At 65.9% G+C, this 18,219-nt stretch carries 14 protein-coding genes; 1 reads left to right on the forward strand and 13 read right to left on the reverse strand.

The window, feature by feature from the left end; translation table 11 throughout:
• Window positions 1–93: 93 nt before the first annotated feature.
• From argJ to AC1RQK_RS06325, 3 genes are all read right to left on the reverse strand, one after another.
• Entirely contained in the window at window positions 94–1,323 is a 1,230-nt protein-coding gene (argJ, locus tag AC1RQK_RS06315; protein ID WP_492374437.1) for a bifunctional glutamate N-acetyltransferase/amino-acid acetyltransferase ArgJ, read from the reverse strand.
• A 131-nt stretch (window positions 1,324–1,454) separates the two neighbouring features.
• Window positions 1,455–4,238, reverse strand: a complete 2,784-nt coding sequence (secA, locus tag AC1RQK_RS06320) for a preprotein translocase subunit SecA (protein WP_492374438.1) — start codon at window positions 4,236–4,238, stop codon at window positions 1,455–1,457.
• Window positions 4,239–4,508: 270 nt separating this feature from the next.
• Window positions 4,509–5,444 (reverse strand): M23 family metallopeptidase, encoded by a 936-nt coding sequence (locus AC1RQK_RS06325; RefSeq protein WP_492374439.1) that lies wholly within the window; start codon window positions 5,442–5,444, stop codon window positions 4,509–4,511.
• 94 nt (window positions 5,445–5,538) lie between these two features.
• On the opposite strand from AC1RQK_RS06325, the gene AC1RQK_RS06330 reads away from it, so the two are divergent.
• Window positions 5,539–6,051 carry a hypothetical protein gene (locus AC1RQK_RS06330; protein WP_492374440.1) on the forward strand — a complete coding sequence of 171 codons (513 nt, stop codon included), beginning with the start codon at window positions 5,539–5,541 and terminating at the stop codon, window positions 6,049–6,051.
• 128 nt (window positions 6,052–6,179) lie between these two features.
• On the opposite strand, the gene lpxC is transcribed toward AC1RQK_RS06330, so the two are convergent.
• The 10 genes from lpxC to murD form a co-directional block, all read right to left on the reverse strand.
• Window positions 6,180–7,097, reverse strand: coding sequence for a UDP-3-O-acyl-N-acetylglucosamine deacetylase (gene lpxC, locus AC1RQK_RS06335; protein WP_150986813.1), 918 nt, complete (start codon window positions 7,095–7,097; stop codon window positions 6,180–6,182).
• 173 nt (window positions 7,098–7,270) lie between these two features.
• Window positions 7,271–7,777: a peroxiredoxin gene (locus AC1RQK_RS06340; RefSeq protein ID WP_492374441.1), complete on the reverse strand. Its 507-nt coding sequence runs from the start codon at window positions 7,775–7,777 to the stop codon at window positions 7,271–7,273.
• 492 nt (window positions 7,778–8,269) lie between these two features.
• Window positions 8,270–9,469 (reverse strand): cell division protein FtsZ, encoded by a 1,200-nt coding sequence (ftsZ, locus tag AC1RQK_RS06345; RefSeq protein WP_006162527.1) that lies wholly within the window; start codon window positions 9,467–9,469, stop codon window positions 8,270–8,272.
• A 164-nt stretch (window positions 9,470–9,633) separates the two neighbouring features.
• Window positions 9,634–10,866, reverse strand: a complete 1,233-nt coding sequence (ftsA, locus tag AC1RQK_RS06350) for a cell division protein FtsA (RefSeq protein ID WP_035875601.1) — start codon at window positions 10,864–10,866, stop codon at window positions 9,634–9,636.
• Window positions 10,863–11,765 (reverse strand): cell division protein FtsQ/DivIB, encoded by a 903-nt coding sequence (locus AC1RQK_RS06355; RefSeq protein ID WP_492374442.1) that lies wholly within the window; start codon window positions 11,763–11,765, stop codon window positions 10,863–10,865. The genes ftsA and AC1RQK_RS06355 overlap by 4 nt, the downstream gene beginning before the upstream one ends.
• Before the next feature lie 57 nt (window positions 11,766–11,822).
• Window positions 11,823–12,806, reverse strand: coding sequence for a D-alanine--D-alanine ligase (locus tag AC1RQK_RS06360; RefSeq protein ID WP_492374443.1), 984 nt, complete (start codon window positions 12,804–12,806; stop codon window positions 11,823–11,825).
• Window positions 12,803–14,242: a UDP-N-acetylmuramate--L-alanine ligase gene (murC, locus tag AC1RQK_RS06365; RefSeq protein WP_492808080.1), complete on the reverse strand. Its 1,440-nt coding sequence runs from the start codon at window positions 14,240–14,242 to the stop codon at window positions 12,803–12,805. Before murC ends, AC1RQK_RS06360 begins: the two co-directional genes overlap by 4 nt.
• A 12-nt stretch (window positions 14,243–14,254) precedes the next feature.
• On the reverse strand, window positions 14,255–15,325 hold the full coding sequence (murG, locus tag AC1RQK_RS06370; RefSeq protein WP_441633969.1) for an undecaprenyldiphospho-muramoylpentapeptide beta-N-acetylglucosaminyltransferase: 1,071 nt from the start codon (window positions 15,323–15,325) through the stop codon (window positions 14,255–14,257).
• A 109-nt stretch (window positions 15,326–15,434) separates the two neighbouring features.
• Window positions 15,435–16,676 (reverse strand): putative lipid II flippase FtsW, encoded by a 1,242-nt coding sequence (gene ftsW / locus AC1RQK_RS06375; RefSeq protein ID WP_006162532.1) that lies wholly within the window; start codon window positions 16,674–16,676, stop codon window positions 15,435–15,437.
• On the reverse strand, window positions 16,673–18,199 hold the full coding sequence (gene murD, locus AC1RQK_RS06380; RefSeq protein ID WP_492374444.1) for a UDP-N-acetylmuramoyl-L-alanine--D-glutamate ligase: 1,527 nt from the start codon (window positions 18,197–18,199) through the stop codon (window positions 16,673–16,675). Before murD ends, ftsW begins: the two co-directional genes overlap by 4 nt.
• Between the last annotated feature and the right edge of the window lie 20 nt (window positions 18,200–18,219).

Genomic DNA, 18,219 nt, shown 5'->3' on the forward strand with positions numbered 1-18,219 from the left:
GAAATGCGGATCGTTGGCAGGAGGGCGAGCGGCTGGCGTGCCGTGCCCGCGCTGGCGGGAGCGGCACGCACGCAACGCGTGCCTGGCTGGTGCTTACGAACGATAGTCCGCGTTGATCGAAACGTAGTCGTGCGACAGGTCGCAGGTCCAGACCGTGGCGGAGGCGTCGCCTCGGCCCAGCGCGATGCGCACGGTGATTTCGGCCTGCTTCATCACACGCTGGCCGTCTTCCTCACGATACTCGGGGTTGCGGCCACCGTCGCGCGCGACCAGGACGTCGTCCAGCCACAGATTGACGCGCTCCACGTCGAGATCGTCCACGCCGGCATAGCCCACCGCGGCCAGGATGCGGCCCAGGTTGGGGTCCGAGGCGTAGAAGGCGGTCTTGACCAGCGGCGAATGCGCCACCGCGTAGGCGATCAGGCGGCATTCGGCCACGTCCTTGCCGCCCTCGACCTGGATGGTCATCAGCTTGGTGGCGCCTTCGCCATCGCGCACGATCATCTGCGCCAGTTCCTGCGACAGGTCGGTCAGCGCGGCACGCAGCGCCTCGAAGTCCGCACCCTCGGCACGCTCGATGGCCGGCGCGCCGGCCTTGCCGCTGGCGATCAGCACGAAGGAGTCATTGGTCGACGTGTCGCCGTCGATGGTGATGCTGTTGAAGGAGTGATCCGCCGCGTACGACACCAGCGCCTGCAGCACATCCTGCGACACGGTGGCATCGGTGGCGACGAAGCCGAGCATGGTGGCCATATTGGGGCGGATCATGCCCGCGCCCTTGCTGATGCCGGACAGCGTCACAGTCTTGCCGCCGATCTGCACGGTGCGCGAGGCGGCCTTGGGCTGGGTGTCGGTGGTCATGATCGACTCCGCCGCGGCCAGCCAGTTGTCGGGCTTGGCATTGGCGATGGCAGCGGGCAGCGCGGCGGTGATGCGGTCCACCGGCAGCGGCTCGAGAATCACGCCGGTCGAGAACGGCAGCACTTGCTCGGGTGCAATGCCGAGCTGCGCGGCCAGCGCGTCACAGGTGGCGCGCGCATTGGCCAGGCCCGGCTCGCCCGTGCCGGCATTGGCGTTGCCGGTGTTGACCACGATCGCGCGGATGCCCTTGCCGGCGGCCAGGTGCTCGCGGCAGACCTGCACCGGCGCGGCGCAGAAGCGGTTGCGGGTGAACACGCCCGCCACGGTGCTGCCTTGGGCAACGCGCACCACCAGCACGTCCTTGCGGTTGGCCTTGCGGACACCCGCTTCGGCCCAGCCGAGCTCGACGCCGGCGACAGGTTTCAGGTTTTCTGCCAGCGGCAGGGGCAGGTTGACGGCCATGTGCGTTCCTCTATGCGTTCGACGTTGCTGGTTTTGCTCGTGCCAGGCGGCGGCGGTTTCTACTGAATGCACCGCCCCTGACGAACATGCCCGCTTGCGCGGGCATGTTTGCTGACTTCACGGTGCGCGGCTTAGCTGAGCTTGCCGTGGCACTGCTTGAACTTCTTGCCGGAGCCGCATGGGCAGGGATCGTTGCGCCCCACCTTGGCCATGCCCGCGGCTTCCGCCGCGGCGGCGTAGGCAATGCCAGCACGCTCGGGCGCGCTGCTGCCCACGCTCTCCGCGCCCTGCGTGGCCTCGTCGAACTCCTCGTGCTTGTACTGCACGTTGGCGAGGTGCGACAGGCCTTCTTCGATCTGCTCCGAGGCTTGCTCGAGCTCTTCCGGCGACTGGATCTGCACGTTGAAGATCACGCGGGTGACTTCCACCTTGATCACGTCCAGCAGGCGGGCGAACAGCTCGAACGACTCGCGCTTGTACTCCTGCTTGGGATCCTTCTGCGCATAGCCGCGCAGGTGGATGCCCTGGCGCAGGTGATCCAGCGCGGCCAGGTGCTCACGCCAGTGCGTGTCGATGCTTTGCAGCATCACCGAGCGCTCGAAGCCAGCAAACGATTCGCGGCCAACCTGCTTGACCTTGGCGTCGTAGCGCTCGTCGGCCGCGTGCATGATCTTGTCCAGCAGCACTTCGTCCTCGATGCTCTGGGCGGCCTCGATGGTCGCGGCCAGCGGCACGTCCAGGGACCATTCCTCGCGCAGCTTGGTCTCCAGGCCCTTGATGTCCCACTGCTCTTCCATGGTGTCGGCCGGCACGTGGTCGCGGAACATCTCGACCAGCACGCTCTGGCGCAGGTTCTTCACCATCTCGCCCACGTCTTGCGACTCGAGCACTTCGTTGCGCAGCTTGTAGATTTCCTTGCGCTGGTCGTTGGCCACGTCGTCGTACTGCAGCAGTTGCTTGCGGATATCGAAGTTGCGGCCTTCCACCTTGCGCTGGGCGGATTCGATCGAGCGCGTGACGATGCCCGCTTCGATCGGCTCGCCTTCCGGCATCTTCAGGCGTTCCATGATGGCGCGCACGCGGTCGCCGGCGAAGATGCGCAGCAACTGGTCGTCCAGCGACAGGTAAAAGCGGGACGAGCCCGGATCGCCCTGGCGGCCGGCACGGCCGCGCAGCTGGTTGTCGATACGGCGCGACTCATGGCGCTCGGTGCCCACGATATGCAGGCCGCCAGCGGCCTTGACCTGCTCGTGCAGCGACTGCCACTCGCCTTCCAGATGGGCGATGCGCGCGGCCTTGTCGGCGTCGGCGAGGCTTTCGTCGGCTTCGATGAAGCCAGCCTGCTTCTCCACGTTGCCGCCCAGCACGATGTCGGTACCACGGCCCGCCATGTTGGTGGCGATGGTGATCATCTTGGGGCGGCCCGCCTGCGCCACGATCTCGGCCTCGCGCTCGTGCTGCTTGGCGTTAAGCACCTGGTGCGGCAGCTTGGCCTTGTCGAGCAGGCCAGACAGGTATTCCGAGGTCTCGATCGAGGTGGTGCCCACCAGCACGGGCTGGCCGCGCTCGTAGCAGTCGCGGATATCGCGCACCACGGCGTCGTAGCGTTCGTTCGAGGTCTTGTAGATCTGGTCCTGGAAGTCCTTGCGCTGGGCGCCACGGTTGGTGGGGATGACCACCACTTCCAGGCCGTAGATCTCCTGGAATTCGTAGGCTTCCGTATCGGCCGTGCCGGTCATGCCGGACAGCTTCTCGTACATGCGGAAGTAGTTCTGGAAGGTGATCGTCGCCAGCGTCTGGTTTTCCTGCTGGATCGTCACGCCTTCCTTGGCTTCCACAGCCTGGTGCAGGCCGTCGGACCAGCGTCGCCCGGTCATCAGGCGGCCGGTGAACTCGTCGACGATGACGACTTCGTCGTTCTGCACCACATAGTGCTGGTCGCGATGGAACAAGCTCTGCGCGCGCAGCGCGGCGTAGAGGTGATGCATCAGCGTGATGTTCTGCGGCGCGTAGAGCGATTCGCCCTCGCCGATCAGGCCTTGCTGCATCAGTATCTCTTCTGCCTTCTCGTGGCCCGCCTCGGTCAGGTAGACCTGGTGGCCCTTTTCGTCGACGAAGTAGTCGCCCGGCTTCTCGACGCCGGTGCCGTCGGCCTTTTCCTCGCCGATCTGGCGCACCAGCAGCTTGGGCACGCCGTTCATGCGCTGGTACAGGTCGGTCTGGTTCTCCGCCTGGCCCGAGATGATCAGCGGCGTGCGCGCTTCGTCGATCAGGATCGAGTCCACCTCGTCGACGATGGCGTAGTTCAGCGGACGTTGCACGCGCTGGCCAGGGTCGTAGACCATGTTGTCGCGCAGGTAGTCGAAGCCGAACTCGTTGTTGGTGCCGTACGTGATGTCGGACGCATAGGCAGCGGCCTTCTGGTCGTGCGGCATTTGCGACAGGTTCACGCCGACCGACAGGCCGAGGAAGTTGTACAGGCGCCCCATCCACTCGGCGTCACGCTGGGCCAGGTAGTCGTTGACCGTGACAACGTGCACACCGCGGCCGGTAATGGCATTGAGATACACCGGCAGCGTCGCGGTAAGGGTCTTGCCCTCGCCGGTGCGCATTTCAGCGATCTTGTTGTCATTGAGCACCATGCCGCCGATCAGCTGGACGTCAAAGTGGCGCATCTTCATGATCCGCTTGCTGGCCTCGCGGCACACCGCGAAGGCCTCGGGCAGCAACGCCTCGAGCGACTCTCCGGCGGCGTGGCGCTGCCGGAAAATCTCGGTCATGCCACGCAGGTCGTCATCCGAAAGTGCCTCGAACTTCGGTTCCAGCGCATTGATCTGCGCGACGGTCCTGCCATATTGTTTGATCAGCCGTTCATTACGGCTGCCGAAGACTTTCTTGAGAAGGCCCGTGATCATCGATTGCTTTCACCTACGCGAGTGGTACGCCGCCGTGGTACGCACTAGGGCGGCCTAGCCGCCGGCTTGGCCGGCTGCCCAGGGCGGACCGCGCGAGGAAATAGGAAGATTGGCGCAAAACGCCGAGTTTATCATGCGCGCGGGTCACGACCGGAACCAAGCGGCAGGTGAAACGCTGTGCAAACCACACCGCGCGTCCCCCGCCACTTGACGGCCCGGACACAACCCGCGCATCCAATCCTTCCGACATCGGGGCGACGCCCCGGTTCTTCAACGGATGAGATTGCGATCCGTGGGGTCCGGCGCCTGGGCGACCTGGGCTGGCGCAGGCTTGGCGACGGCCAGGAAGCGATTCGGGTTTTGCGGCACACCGTCCACGTGCACCTCGAAATGCAGGTGCGCGCCGGTGGAGCGCCCGGTGGAGCCCACCAGGGCGATCTGCTGGCCAGGCTTGACGAGGTCGCCGGCCTTCACCTGCAGCCTGGACGCGTGCGCATAGCGGGTCTTGAGGCCGTTGCCGTGGTCGATGTCGATCAGGTTGCCATATTCTGGATGCCATTCCGCCGCGACCACCACGCCGCCGGCCGCCGCCACGATCGGGGTACCCGTGGGTGCCGAAAAATCCACGCCATCGTGTGGGGTGCGGCGCCCGGTGAAGGGGTCGAAGCGCCAGCCAAAGCCGGATGCATCGTAGCCGCTCGCCACCGGCAGCACGCGCGGGACACGGCGGCTCTCGCTCTGGCGGTCCAGCAGGGTGCTCGCCACCGCGTCAAAATAGTCCGCGTGCTGCTCAGCCTGGTCCGACAGGCGTGCCAGCGCAAGCTGCAGCTCCGGCAGGCTCGAGGTGCGCGACTGCGCGGATGCGGCCAGGCCGCCACGCCCGGGCGGCCGCTGGAAGTTGAATTCCTTGGGTGCGATGCCGGCAAGCCCCGAGACCCGCTCGCCAAGCGCGTCCAGCCGCACCATCCGGGCCTGGATCTCGCCCACGCGGGTCGCGAGCACATTGAGGTTGGCCCGCAGGTAAGCGTCGTCGCCCGGTGCCCGGGCCGGCGCCGCGATGCCCGAGCGGGCCACAACCCAGGTCAGGGCCGACGACACCAGCGCAACGACGAGGCACAGCAACGCGATGCCGGCAAAGACCTTGCCCCGCGACAGGGTGAAATGGCGAACACGCGGTAGGCGTGGGTGAAGCACGATGATCTGCATGGCGCAACTCCTTCTCATGCCTGGCCGGCGCAGCCCGGGCAGCCGCGACGCATAAGCCGCCGCACTGACGCGAACGGCACGCTAGAATGCGCGCATGCGCATGTTTACCCATTACGCCCTCCAGACGCCCGCCGCCAAGCCGCTTAACGACTGGCTGGACAAGGCTGGCCCGGTCTCGGCCCTGATGCAGACGGCACGGGAACTGGCGGTACTGGAGGCTGAGGTGCTATCGCTCCTGCCACGCGGACTGCAGGATGGCATCGCTGTAGCCGGCGTCAAGCAAGACGCCCGCGGCGTCGGGCAAGGCCAGTCGGAGCGAACTTTGCTGTTGCTTGCCGCCCATGGGGCCGCAGCGGCACGAGTCCGACAAGTGGTTCCTACACTACTTTCCAGGCTGCAACAGCGGGGATCGCAGATTACCGCAATCCGGGTGAGGGTACAACCGGAGGTCGGGCGGCAGAGCGATTGGGACACCGGGCCGGTGGTGAAGCCCAAGGTGGCGCGGATGTCGGCGACCGGCTTGTCCAGCCTGACCCAGCTGGCCCAGGAACTGCCCGAGTCGCCGTTGCGCGACGCGCTGAATACGCTGTTGTCCCACCATCGGTGAAGGTGAAGGCGTCGGCAGGCGCTGATACCGGAAGCGCAAGCCTGTTCGACGCCCAAATGTAAAAAAAGCCGGCCTGGTGGCCGGCTTTCACATAGGACCGTGCAGCGGCCCTGGATTCCCTTCCCGCGCTACGCGAACGCCGGCGCCAACTGCGGCAGGAAAGCTGGCGGCGCATCCTCGACGCGCTCGAACGTCACCATCTCGTAGGCTTCCTGATCGGCCAGCAACGCGCGCAACAGCTGGTTGTTCAGGCCGTGCCCGGACTTGTTGGCGATATACGCGCCAATCAGCGGATGTCCGACCACGTACAGGTCGCCAATCGCATCCAGGATCTTGTGGCGCACGAACTCGTCGCCGTAGCGCAGCTCTTCGTTGTTCAGCATGCGGTGCTCGTCGAGCACGATCGCGTTGTCCAGGCTGCCGCCGCGCGCCAGGCCCATCTCGCGCAGGGCTTCCACTTCATGGGCAAAGCCGAAGGTGCGGGCGCGGGCGATTTCGCGCACATAGCTGGTGTCGGCGAAATCGATGGCGAAGGTCTGGCCGGTTTTGTCCACCGCGGGATGGCGGAAATCGATGGTGAACGCCAGCTTGAAGCCAAAGAAGGGCTCCAGCCGCGCCAGCTTGTCGCCTTCACGCACTTCCACGGCTTTCTTCACGCGGATGAAACGCTTGGGCGCCGATTGCTGCTCGATCTCGGCCGACTGCAGCAGGAAGACGAACGACGCAGCACTGCCGTCCATGATGGGGATTTCTTCGGCGTCGACATCCACATATAGGTTGTCGATGCCAAGGCCCGCGCAGGCGGACATCAAATGCTCCACGGTCGACACGCGCGCGCCGTCCTTCTGCAGGACCGACGCCAGGCGCGTGTCGCCAATGGCTGACGCGCTCGCGACGATTTCGACCGCTTCGGGCAGGTCGACGCGGGTGAATACGATGCCGGTATCCACCGGGGCCGGGCGCAGCGTCAGCGTCACTTTACGGCCCGAGTGCAAGCCAATGCCAACGGTCTTGACCAGGGATTTGATGGTGCGCTGTTTTAGCATGACAGTCTCAGCTATTATTAAAATCTATCAAGTACACTTTCCAATATAGCGATTTTACCATTGCTTCGTTTGCTGCGCTGCGTCACTTTGTTTCGGTGTGTTAGCAAGAGGAAATAAATCACCATAAGTGCGCAAAACGTCATTTTAGTGACGTGTGCTGACACACTCTCGTATTACGCGCGCAACGCAGCCAGCACGGCTTCGGCGCTGCTGACCTTGAACTCGCCGGGCGCTTCAAGCCACAGATGGGACACCACGCCATCGTCAAGCACCATGGCATAGCGCTTGGAGCGCACGCCCATGCCGCGCGCGGTCAGGTCTTGCTCCAGGCCCAGCCGGCGGGTCCATTCGGCACTGCCGTCGGCCATCATGCGCACACGGCCGCCGGTCTGCTGCTCGCGGCCCCAGGCGCCCATGACAAAGGCGTCGTTGACCGATACACACCAGATCTCGTCCACGCCGGCTGCGCGCAGCGCGTCTGCCTGCGCGACAAAGCCCGGCACATGCTTGGCGGAGCAGGTCGGCGTAAAGGCACCGGGCAGGCCGAACACCACGATCTTGCGGCCACGCGCGAGTTCCAACGCCGAGAAGGAATTGGGCCCAAGGGCGCAGCCGCCGGTTTCGACCTCGAAGAACTCATTCAGCGTGGCGTCTGGCACACGCGCTCCAATAGCGATCATGTTGTGTCTTCCTGTCTCGGTAAAAACCCTGTCTAGCATCATAGTGCGCCCGCCGCGGGCGCCCAAGGCGGTTCACCGCCCGTTACTTCGTCGGAATCATCCGACAAGGCGGTACCCGGGCTCTTGCACAGGGAGCATCGGGCGGCTCGTGCCATGCGGCGCACGATGCTTACATCACTTCAAGGCGGCTTTTCATGCTGCGGGCCACACTGTTCTTGAAATAAATCCGCGCGCCGATCTTGCGATCGACGCGCGGACGACGGCACATCCCGGCCGGGAGGGGCGGGAGACCAGTCCGGGGAGGCGGCCGGAGGCACGCCTGTCCCGGCGACGGGATGCAGCCTGAGCGTCAGCGAAAGGGCAGCCGGGCTGGTTGCCGCTCAGTCCGAAACCACCGGGCGGAACACGAGCGTAGGGAGCGCTTGCGTGCTTCGCTGGTCCGGGGTCGCGGCCTGATGGCAACCGGCCCTGCCGGCACCTTGCCGAGCCAACTCAGTCCGCCTGCTTGCGCAGGAAGGCCGGGATGTCGTACGTATCCACACCCTTTTCCTGCAGCGCAGCCACGTGGGCGGACGCAGACTCGCGCGAGCTGCGCCATACCGCCGGCGTGTCCAGATTGCTGTAGTCCGGCGCGCTGCTGTGGCTTACGCCCACATTGCTGGTCATGTTGCCCATCATCTGCACCGGCATGTTGTCGGTACCGGTCTTGAGCAGGGTCATCGGCTGTTGCTTCTTGGCCGAACGGCCCAGGCCTGTCGCCACCACCGTCACGCGCAGTGCATCGCCCATGGCGTCGTCGTACACCGTGCCGAAGATCACGGTGGCATCTTCCGCGGCGTAGCTGCGGATGGTGTTCATGACTTCCTTGGTTTCCGACAGCTTGAGCGAGCGGCTGGCCGTGATGTTGACCAGCACGCCGCGTGCGCCCGACAGGTCGACGCCTTCCAGCAGCGGGCTGGCGACAGCCTGCTCGGCAGCCAGGCGGGCGCGGTCAACGCCCGACACGGTGGCCGTGCCCATCATGGCTTTGCCCTGCTCGCCCATGACCGTCTTCACGTCTTCGAAGTCGACGTTCACCAGGCCATCGACATTGATGATCTCGGCAATGCCGGCAACCGCGTTGTGCAGCACGTCGTCGGCGCACTGGAAGCACTTGTCCATCTCGGCGTCATCGCCCATCACTTCGAACAGCTTTTCGTTGAGCACAACGATCAGCGAATCGACGCAGGACTCCAGCTCGCCCGAGCCAGCTTCCGCCACCTTGGCGCGGCGCGCGCCTTCGAACTCGAAGGGCTTGCTGACCACGCCCACGGTCAGGATGCCCATTTCCTTTGCAACCTGGGCCACGACCGGGGCAGCGCCGGTACCGGTCCCGCCGCCCATGCCGGCAGTGATGAAGACCATGTGCGCACCACGCAGCGAGTCGGCAATCTGCTCGCGCGCCTGATCTGCGCAGTTGCGGCCGACCTCCGGCTTGGCACCGGCCCCCAGGCCGGTGTTGCCGAGCTGCAGCACGCGCGACGCGCTGGAGCGCTTGAGCGCCTGCGCATCGGTGTTCATGCAGATAAATTCGACGCCTTGCACGCCACGGCTGATCATGTGCTGCACAGCGTTACCGCCCGCGCCGCCCACGCCGATCACCTTGATGATGGTGCCGTCCTGCAATTCCGTTTCGATCATGTCAAAGTCCATCACTGCCTCCAAGAAGAATCAGCCGCCAAACGCTGCAGCCTCCCCGCCGCAACCCTTGGTTACTGAACAAGAAACCATCAAAAAACTGCGTGTTCAACGGCCTGCCCGCCATTCGGTGGACAGGCCAGCCATTCAAACCAGTGCAATCCAGTCGCCTGCAACGTTCAGAAGTTGCCGACGAACCATTCCTTCATGCGGGTCCACACCTGCTTGACCGAGCCGCTCTGCACCGCTACCTTGCGCCCGCGCATGCGCTGCACGCGGCCTTCGAGCAGTAGTCCCATTACGGTCGAATAGCGCGGACTCTTTACTACTTCGTGCAAATTTCCGCGATATTCCGGCACGCCGACCCGAACCGGCTTGAGGAAGATGTCCTCGCCCAGTTCCACCATGCCCGGCATCATCGCGGTGCCGCCGGTGATCACGACCCCCGACGACAGCAATTCCTCATAGCCCGACTCGCGCACCACCTGGTGCACCAGCGAGTACAACTCCTCGATACGCGGCTCGATCACGGCCGCCAGCGCCTGGCGCGAAAGCGAACGCGTGCCACGGTCGCCAACGCCAGGGACCTCGATCATGTCTTCCGGGTCGGCGATGGCCTGCTTGGCGATGCCGTACTGGATCTTGACGTCCTCGGCATCGGGCGTGGGCGTGCGCAGCGCCATGGCGATGTCGTTGGTGATCTGGTCGCCGGCGATGGGGATCACGGCCGTATGCCGGATCGCGCCTTCGCTGAAGATGGCGATATCGGTGGTGCCGCCACCGATGTCGACCAGCACCACGCCGAGTTCCTTCTCGTCCTCGGTCAGCACCGCCAGGCTGGAAGCCAGCGGCTGCAGGATCAGGTCGTGCACCTCCAGGCCGCAGCGGCGCACGCACTTGACGATGTTCTGCGCCGCGCTGACCGCGCCGGTGACGATATGCACCTTCACTTCCAGGCGGATGCCGCTCATGCCAATCGGCTCGCGCACGTCTTCCTGGCCGTCGATGATGAATTCCTGCGTGAGGATGTGCAGGATCTGCTGGTCGGTCGGGATATTGACCGCCTTGGCGGTCTCGATCACCCGGGCCACATCGGTCTGGGTGACCTCCTTGTCCTTGATCGCCACCATGCCGCTGGAATTGAAGCTGCGGATATGGCTGCCGGCGATGCCGGTAAACACCTCGGAGATCTTGCAGTCGGCCATCAGCTCAGCCTCCTCCAGCGCACGCTGGATGGACTGCACGGTGGCCTCGATATTGACCACGACCCCTTTCTTCAGACCCTTGGACTCTGACTGGCCCATCCCGATCACTTCGTAGCTGCCGTCGGGGCGCAACTCCGCCACCACCGCGGCCACTTTGGAAGTGCCGATATCGAGACCGACCAGTAGGTCCTTGTATTCCTTGCTCATCGGTTTTTCTCCGCGTTCTTACTCTTGAGTCGCGTCGGATTGTTGTTCGGATTGGTGCTTGCGTTCGTGTTCGCGCTGGTGCTCGTGCTGGAACCGGCTGCTCTCGCCTTGGCCGCCGCCGCTGCCTGGGCATCGGTCAGGAAGCGCACGTTAGCCGCGCGAATCGCGAACCCGTTGGGGTATCGCAGGTCCGCATACTCGATCTGCTTGCCCCACTGCTCCGTGACCTGGGGCCAGGCCACCACGAAGCGCTTGACGCGCTGGTCCATGGCGTCGCGCTCCTCGTCGTTCTGTTCACGGCCAAGCTCCACCACCATGCCGTTGGAGAGCTTGGCGCGCCAGGCGTAGCGGGACGACAGCGTGACCGCCAGCGGCTCCACCTTCAGCGGCTTGAACCACTCGCGCATGACTTCGAGCTTGTCCACCACGTCGCCCTCGCTGTCCGGCGGGCCATCGAGTGCGAGCAACTGGGCATCTTCCTCGGCTTCGGCCGGATTGGCGACGAAAACTTCACCATAAGTGTTGATCAGGCGGCCACTGTCGGCATTGCCCCACGTACCGAGCGCTTCGTGCTCCTCGACCTCGACCGCCAGCCCGTTGGGCCATTCGCGCCGCACGCTGGCACGGCGCACCCAGGGCACCGACTCGAAGATCTGGCGCGCCTCGTTCAGGTCGAGCGTGAAAAAGCTCCCCGACAGCTTGCCCAGCGCGTTGGCGCGCACGCTCGGCGCATTGACATGGCGCAGGGTGCCGCCTTCCATCGACAGCAGCTCGACGTGGGTAATGGCAAACACCGGCCGCTGCGCCAGCCATAGCAAGCCGGCCGCGAACGCCATCATCGCCACCAGCGCGTAGAGCGTGGAGGCGATCAGGTTAAGCAGGCGAGTGTTGTGCCACATGGCGTTGGGTTGTCCCGGTTCCGGTCAGTCAGGGTTCAGTGTTGGCTCGGTCTATGCTCAATCGGGCTTCCAGGCCGCGCTGGGATGCAGGTCCAGCGTGGCCGCGGCAATCACCTGCATGACGAAGTCCTCGTAGCTGATGCCCACCGCGCGCGCGGCCATCGGCACCAGCGAATGGCCGGTCATGCCGGGCGAGGTATTCATCTCGAGCAGGTAAGGCTTGTCGTCGGCGCTGAGCATCACGTCGGCGCGCGCCCAGCCGCGGCAACCCAGCACGCGGAAGGATTGCACCGCCAGGCGCCGGACTTCGGCTTCCACGTCGGCCGGCAGGCCCGACGGGCACAGATACTGGGTATCGTCAGTAAAGTACTTGTTTTGATAGTCGTAGTTCGCGCCGGGGGCAACGATGCGGATCACCGGCAGCGCTTCGGCGGTGGCGCCCTCCCCCACGATCGGGCAGGTCAGCTCCGCGCCATCGATAAAGGTTTCGGCGATCACGTCGTTGTCCAGCGCCGCGGCCTTCTCGAAGGCGGCGCGCATCTGGCCGGCTTCGGTCACCTTGCTCAGGCCGATGGACGAGCCCTCGCGCGCCGGCTTGACGATCAGGGGCAGGCCCAGGTCGGCCACCACGGCATCGAAATCGGTATCGGCGTGCAGCATGGCGAAGCGCGGCGTGGGCAGGCCGTGCGTGGTCCACAAGCGCTTGGTGGCCTGCTTGTCCATGGCCAGCGCCGAGGCCAGCACGCCGCTGCCGGTATAGGGCACGCCGAGTTGCTCGAGCAGGCCCTGGATGGTGCCGTCCTCGCCATAGCGGCCATGCAGGGCAATAAAGACGCGGTCAAAGCCAGCCGTGGCCAGCTCAGCCACCGACTGCAGGCCGGGATCGAAGGCATGGGCATCGACGCCGCGCGAGCGCAGCGCGGCCAGCACGCCGTTGCCCGACAGCAGCGAGATCTCGCGCTCGGCCGAGCGGCCGCCAAGCAGCACGCCGACCTTGCCCAGCGCCTTGGGATCGATATTGGGATGGGCGACGAAGCTCATGCCTGCCCCCCGGCTTGCTGAGAAACCAGTTGTCCAGGCACGGTACCGATCGTGCCCGCACCCATCGTCACCACCACATCGCCGGGACGCACGGCGTTCAGGATAGCCTGCGGCATTTCGTCGATCTGCTCCACAAAAACGGGTTCAACCTTGCCTGCCACGCGCAGCGCGCGCGTCAGCGCGCGGCCATCGGCGGCCACAATCGGGGCTTCGCCGGCGGCATAGACCTCCGCCAGCAGCAGCGCGTCCACGGTGCCCAACACCTTGACGAAATCCTCGAAGCAGTCGCGCGTGCGGGTATAGCGGTGCGGCTGGAACGCCAGCACCAGCCGGCGCCCCGGGAACGCACCGCGCGCGGCGGCCAGCGTCGCGGCCATCTCGACCGGATGGTGGCCGTAGTCGTCCACCAGCGTGAAGGTGCCCGCGCTCTTGGCCTCGCCCGGCTCGATAGTGCCGACGCAGGCCACTTCGCCATAGCGCTGGAAGCGGCGTCCCACCCCGTGGAACTCGCGCAGCGCCTTGACGATGGCGGCGTCCGGCACCTCCAGCTCGGTCGCGATGGCAATCGCCGCCAGCGCGTTCTGGATGTTGTGCATGCCCGGCAGGTTCAGCGCCACCTCCAGCGGCGCCTCGGCGTGTCCGTTCAACTGGCGCAGCACGGTGAAATGCATCTGGCCGTCGACGGCGCGGGCATTGACCGCACGCACCTGCGCATCTTCGGCAAAGCCGTAGCGCACGATTGGCTTGGACACGAACGGCATGATCTCGCGCACGTTGGGGTCGTCCACGCACAGTACGGCGATGCCATAGAACGGCAGGCGCTGGGTGAACTCCACGAACGCCTGCTTGAGCCGGGCAAAGTCATGCCCGTAGGTGTCCATGTGGTCGGCGTCGATATTGGTGATGACCTCGATCACCGGGAACAGGTTCAGGAACGAGGCATCCGACTCGTCGGCCTCGGCCACGATGAAGTCGCCCGTGCCCAGGCGCGCGTTGGCGCCCGCCGAGTTGAGCCGGCCGCCGATCACGAAGGTGGGATCGAGTCCGCCTTCAGCCAGCACCGACGCCACCAAGCTGGTGGTGGTGGTCTTGCCATGCGTGCCGGCGATGGCCACGCCCTGCTTCAGCCGCATCAACTCGGCCAGCATCACCGCGCGCGGCACCACCGGGATGCGCTTGGCGCGCGCGGCCAGCACCTCGGGGTTGTCGTTGGTCACGGCGGTGGACACCACCACCGCATTGGCGCCGTTGACGTTGGCGGCGTCATGCCCGTGCATCACGGTCGCGCCGAGCGACGCGAGGCGCCGCGTGGCGGCATTGCTGCCCACGTCGGACCCTGAGACCTTGTAGCCCAGGTTCAATAGGACCTCGGCGATGCCGCTCATGCCGGCGCCGCCGATGCCTACGAAATGGATGTTCTTGACGATGTGCTTCATGAATCCGTTGGTTCAATCCCTGGCCATCTGGCTGCAGATCTCCGCCACGCGCCGGGTCGCTTCGGGCTTGGCAAGACCGCGCGCCTGATGCGCCATCTCTCTGAGTCGGGGCCGCGACAGCGAGGCCAGCGTCTGCGCCAGCCCGCTCGCGGTCAGTTCGTTCTGTTGGACCAGCAAGGCGGCATCCTGGGTCGAGAGGAACTCCGCATTGGTGGTCTGGTGGTCATCGACCGCATGCGGGAACGGCACGAACAGTGCCGCCACGCCTGCCGCCGCCACCTCCGACACGGTCATTGCGCCCGCGCGGCAGATCACCAGATCCGCCTCTGCGTATGCCGCCGCCATGTCGTCGATAAAGGGCAACGCTTCCGCCGCCACGCCGGCGGCCTGGTAGTTGGCGCGCAGCGTGTCGATCTGCTTCGCGCCGGCCTGGTGCTTGACCAGCGGGCGCTCGCCTTGCGGCAGCAGCGCCAGCGCCTTGGGCACGACCTCGTTGAGCGCCGCCGCGCCCAGGCTGCCGCCCACCACCAGCAGCCGCAGCGGGCCGGTGCGGCCGTCGTAGCGCGCCTCGGGCGCCGGCATGTGCGCCACTTCGTCGCGCACCGGGTTGCCGGTCCACTCGCTGTCCGGCAGGGCATTCGGGAAGGCGCACAGCACCCGGTCCGCGACCTTGGCCAGCACCTTGTTGGCCAGCCCGGCAATCGAGTTCTGCTCGTGCAGCACCAGCGGCCGCCCCAGCAGCGAGGCCATCATGCCGGCGGGGAACGTAATATAGCCGCCCATGCCCAGCACCACGTTGGGCCGCACCCGGCGCAGCGCCTGCAGGCTTTGCCAGAAGGCGCGCAACAGGTTCAGCGGCAGCATCAGCTTGGTCAGCGGGCCCTTGCCGCGCAGGCCACCAAACTGGATGAACTCCATCGGGATGTCGTACTTGGGCACCAGCGTGGCTTCCATGCCGGTGCGGTTGCCCAGCCATACCACCCGCCAGCCCTGCTCACGCAGCGCGCGCGCGACCGCCAGCCCGGGGAAGACGTGCCCCCCGGTGCCACCAGCCATCACGAGCAAGGTGCGCGGTGCGCTCATACCTTCCCTCCGCGCATCATTGAATGGTTCTGGCTACGGCCGCTGCGCTTAACTTCCTGCTTACGCAGGAAGTTAGCCTCCGCCGGAACCAAGTGATGCTGCGCTACGGTCATACCTTCCCTCCGCGCATCATCACCCGGTTCTCATAGTCGATACGCAGCAGGATCGCCAGCGCCACGCAGTTCATCAGGATGCCCGAGCCGCCGTAGCTCACCAGCGGCAAGGTCAGCCCCTTGGTGGGCAGCAGGCCCAGGTTCACGCCCATATTGATAAAGGTCTGCCAGCCAACCCAGATGCCGATGCCCTTGGCCACCAGGCCGGCAAAGGTGCGGTCGAGCTGCAGGGCGGTGCGGCCGATCTCGAAGGCGCGGCGCACCATCCAGTAGAACAGCACGATCACCACCAGCACGCCCACAAAGCCGAACTCCTCGCCAATCACGGCGAGGATGAAGTCGGTATGCGCCTCGGGCAGGTAGTGCAGCTTCTCGATGCTGCCGCCCAGCCCCACCCCGGTCCACTCGCCGCGGCCGAAGGCGATCAGCGAATGGGTGAGCTGGTAAGCCTTGCCCAGCGCGTTGGCTTCTTCCCACGGGTTCAGATAGGCGAAGATCCGCTCGCGCCGCCAGGGCGACGCCGTGATCAGCAGCGCGAACGCGCCCACCGCCACGCCAACCAGGCCGGCGAACAGCTTGCCGTTGATGCCACCGAGGAAGAGGATGCCCATGGCGACGGTGGCCACCACCAGGAAGGCGCCCATGTCGGGCTCCAGCAGCAGCAGCATGCCCACCACCACCACGGCCACGCCCATCGGCAGGAAGCCCTTGCCCACGTTCTGCATCCACTCCTGCTTGCGCACGGTGTAGTTGGCGGTGTACAGCACCACCGCCAGTTTCATGAACTCGGAGGGCTGGAAGTTCATGATGCCCAGCGGAATCCAGCGCCGCGCGCCATTCACGCCCTTGCCCACGAACGGCACCAGCACGACGATCAGCATCACCAGCGCGATCACGAACAGCTTGGGCGCGTACTTATCCCAGAACTTGACCGGGATCTGGAAGGCCAACAGGCCCATGGACAGCCCGATGAACAGCGCAAACGCGTGGCGCGCGAGGAAGTGGCTCTCGCGGTAGTTTGCATAGCGCGGCGAGTCAGGCAGCGCGATCGAGGCCGAATAGACCATCACCAGGCCAAGCGCGAGCAGCACGATCGCCACCCACAGCAGTGGCTGGTCGTATTCCATCATGCGCGAGCGCGTCGGCTTGACGCCGGACACCGCATCGCGCAAGCCGCCCCAGGCGTTGCCGATGGTGGCCCCGATAAAGCCGCTACGCTTGACCTGTGCGTCGCTCATGGCACGATCCCCCTGGACATCGCCAGTTCTTCCACCGCGGCGCGAAAGACTTCGGCACGGTGCACATAATTACGGAACATGTCGAGGCTGGCGCACGCCGGCGACAGCAGCACGGCGTCACCGCCCTGCGCCGCACTGGCGGCCAGCGTGACCGCCTGCTCCAGCGTGGCGGCATCGGCCAGCGTGACGCCAGTGTCCTGGAGCGCGCGGCGCAGATCGCCGGCATCCTTGCCGATCAGCACCACGGCGCGCGCGTACTGCGCCACCGGCGCGGCCAGCGGCGAGAAATCCTGCCCCTTGCCTTCCCCGCCGGCAATCAGCACCACCCGCTTGTCCAGGCCGGACAACGCGGCGACGGTGGCGCCCACATTGGTGCCCTTGCTGTCATCGAAGAACTCGACATCATCCACCGTGGCGACCCACTCCACGCGGTGCGGCTCGCCGCGGTACTCGCGCAGGCCATGCAGCAACGCGTTCATCGGCAGGTCGATGGCGCGGCACAGCGCCAGCGCGGCCATGGCGTTGGTAGCGTTGTGCATGCCACGGATATGCAGCGCGTCGGCAGGCATCAGGCGCTTGTGGCGCACCGGCACGGCTTGCTCGCTCTCGGCGGCCGCGGCCTTGCGGCGGCGCGGCTTGTTCTCGCCTTCGGCTTCGCTATCGGGCTCGGCCACCACCAGCCAGGGCATGCCGCCCTCGCGCTGGACGCCGAAGCAACCCGGGAATTCGGGCAGATCAGTGCCGAAGGTCACCAGTGCGCTGGCCGGGCGGGCCATATCCAGGCTGAGCCGGTCATTGCGGTTCAGGATCTGCAGGCAGCCGGCTTCGCCGGGCGCCGGCACCGGGCCGAAGATCCGGGCCTTGGCGGCGGCATAGGCTTCCATGCTGCCGTGCCAGTCAAGATGGTCCTGGGTGATGTTGAGCACCGTGGCCGCGTGCGGCGCCAGCGTATGCGTGGTCTCCAGCTGGAAGCTCGACAGCTCCAGCACCCAGACCTCGGGCAGCGTGGCCGAGGCGATGCAGGCGGCCAGCTTGTCCAGCGCCGACGGACTGATATTTCCCGCCACCGCCACGCTCTTGCCAGCGCGCTCCACCAGGCGGCCGGTCAGCGCGGTAGTGGTGGTCTTGCCGTTGGTGCCGGTGATGGCCAGCAGCTTCGGCGCGTAGCCCGACTCTGCCCGCAGATGCGCGAGCGCGCGCGCGAACAGCTCGATTTCGCCCCATACTGGAATGCCACGCTCGCGCGCCACTGCCAGCAGCGCGGCGGTATCGCTCTCCAGCGGCGACAGGCCAGGGCTGATCGTCACCAGTTCGATGCCGTCGAGCAGCGCTTCGGCCAGGGCGCCGCCATGAAACTCGGCCGAGGGCAGCTCGGCCTGCAGGAAGACCAGGTTGGCGGGAGCCTCGCGCGTGTCGGCAACGCGCACGGGGGCACCATACAGGCCGCACCAGCGCGCCATCGCCAGCCCCGATTCGCCGAGGCCCAGCACCAGCACATGAGGTTTTTGCAACTCGCCAAACACTTCGATTCCCGCCTTTCTTG

Source organism: Cupriavidus sp. GW822-FHT02D05, from assembly GCF_058802485.1.

Bases quoted from the DNA above. Each gene is read 5' to 3' on its own strand.
- ftsA (WP_035875601.1), bottom strand. From the start codon at position 10,866: ATGAGCAAGGAATACAAGGACCTACTGGTCGGTCTCGATATCGGCACT.
- AC1RQK_RS06355 (WP_492374442.1), bottom strand. From the start codon at position 11,765: ATGTGGCACAACACTCGCCTGCTTAACCTGATCGCCTCCACGCTCTAC.
- lpxC (WP_150986813.1), bottom strand. From the start codon at position 7,097: ATGCTAAAACAGCGCACCATCAAATCCCTGGTCAAGACCGTTGGCATT.
- AC1RQK_RS06340 (WP_492374441.1), bottom strand. From the start codon at position 7,777: ATGATCGCTATTGGAGCGCGTGTGCCAGACGCCACGCTGAATGAGTTC.
- ftsZ (WP_006162527.1), bottom strand. From the start codon at position 9,469: ATGGACTTTGACATGATCGAAACGGAATTGCAGGACGGCACCATCATC.
- AC1RQK_RS06325 (WP_492374439.1), bottom strand. From the start codon at position 5,444: ATGCAGATCATCGTGCTTCACCCACGCCTACCGCGTGTTCGCCATTTC.
- murG (WP_441633969.1), bottom strand. From the start codon at position 15,325: ATGAGCGCACCGCGCACCTTGCTCGTGATGGCTGGTGGCACCGGGGGG.
- murC (WP_492808080.1), bottom strand. From the start codon at position 14,242: ATGAAGCACATCGTCAAGAACATCCATTTCGTAGGCATCGGCGGCGCC.
- ftsW (WP_006162532.1), bottom strand. From the start codon at position 16,676: ATGAGCGACGCACAGGTCAAGCGTAGCGGCTTTATCGGGGCCACCATC.
- secA (WP_492374438.1), bottom strand. From the start codon at position 4,238: ATGATCACGGGCCTTCTCAAGAAAGTCTTCGGCAGCCGTAATGAACGG.
- AC1RQK_RS06360 (WP_492374443.1), bottom strand. From the start codon at position 12,806: ATGAGCTTCGTCGCCCATCCCAATATCGATCCCAAGGCGCTGGGCAAG.
- AC1RQK_RS06330 (WP_492374440.1), top strand. From the start codon at position 5,539: ATGCGCATGTTTACCCATTACGCCCTCCAGACGCCCGCCGCCAAGCCG.
- argJ (WP_492374437.1), bottom strand. From the start codon at position 1,323: ATGGCCGTCAACCTGCCCCTGCCGCTGGCAGAAAACCTGAAACCTGTC.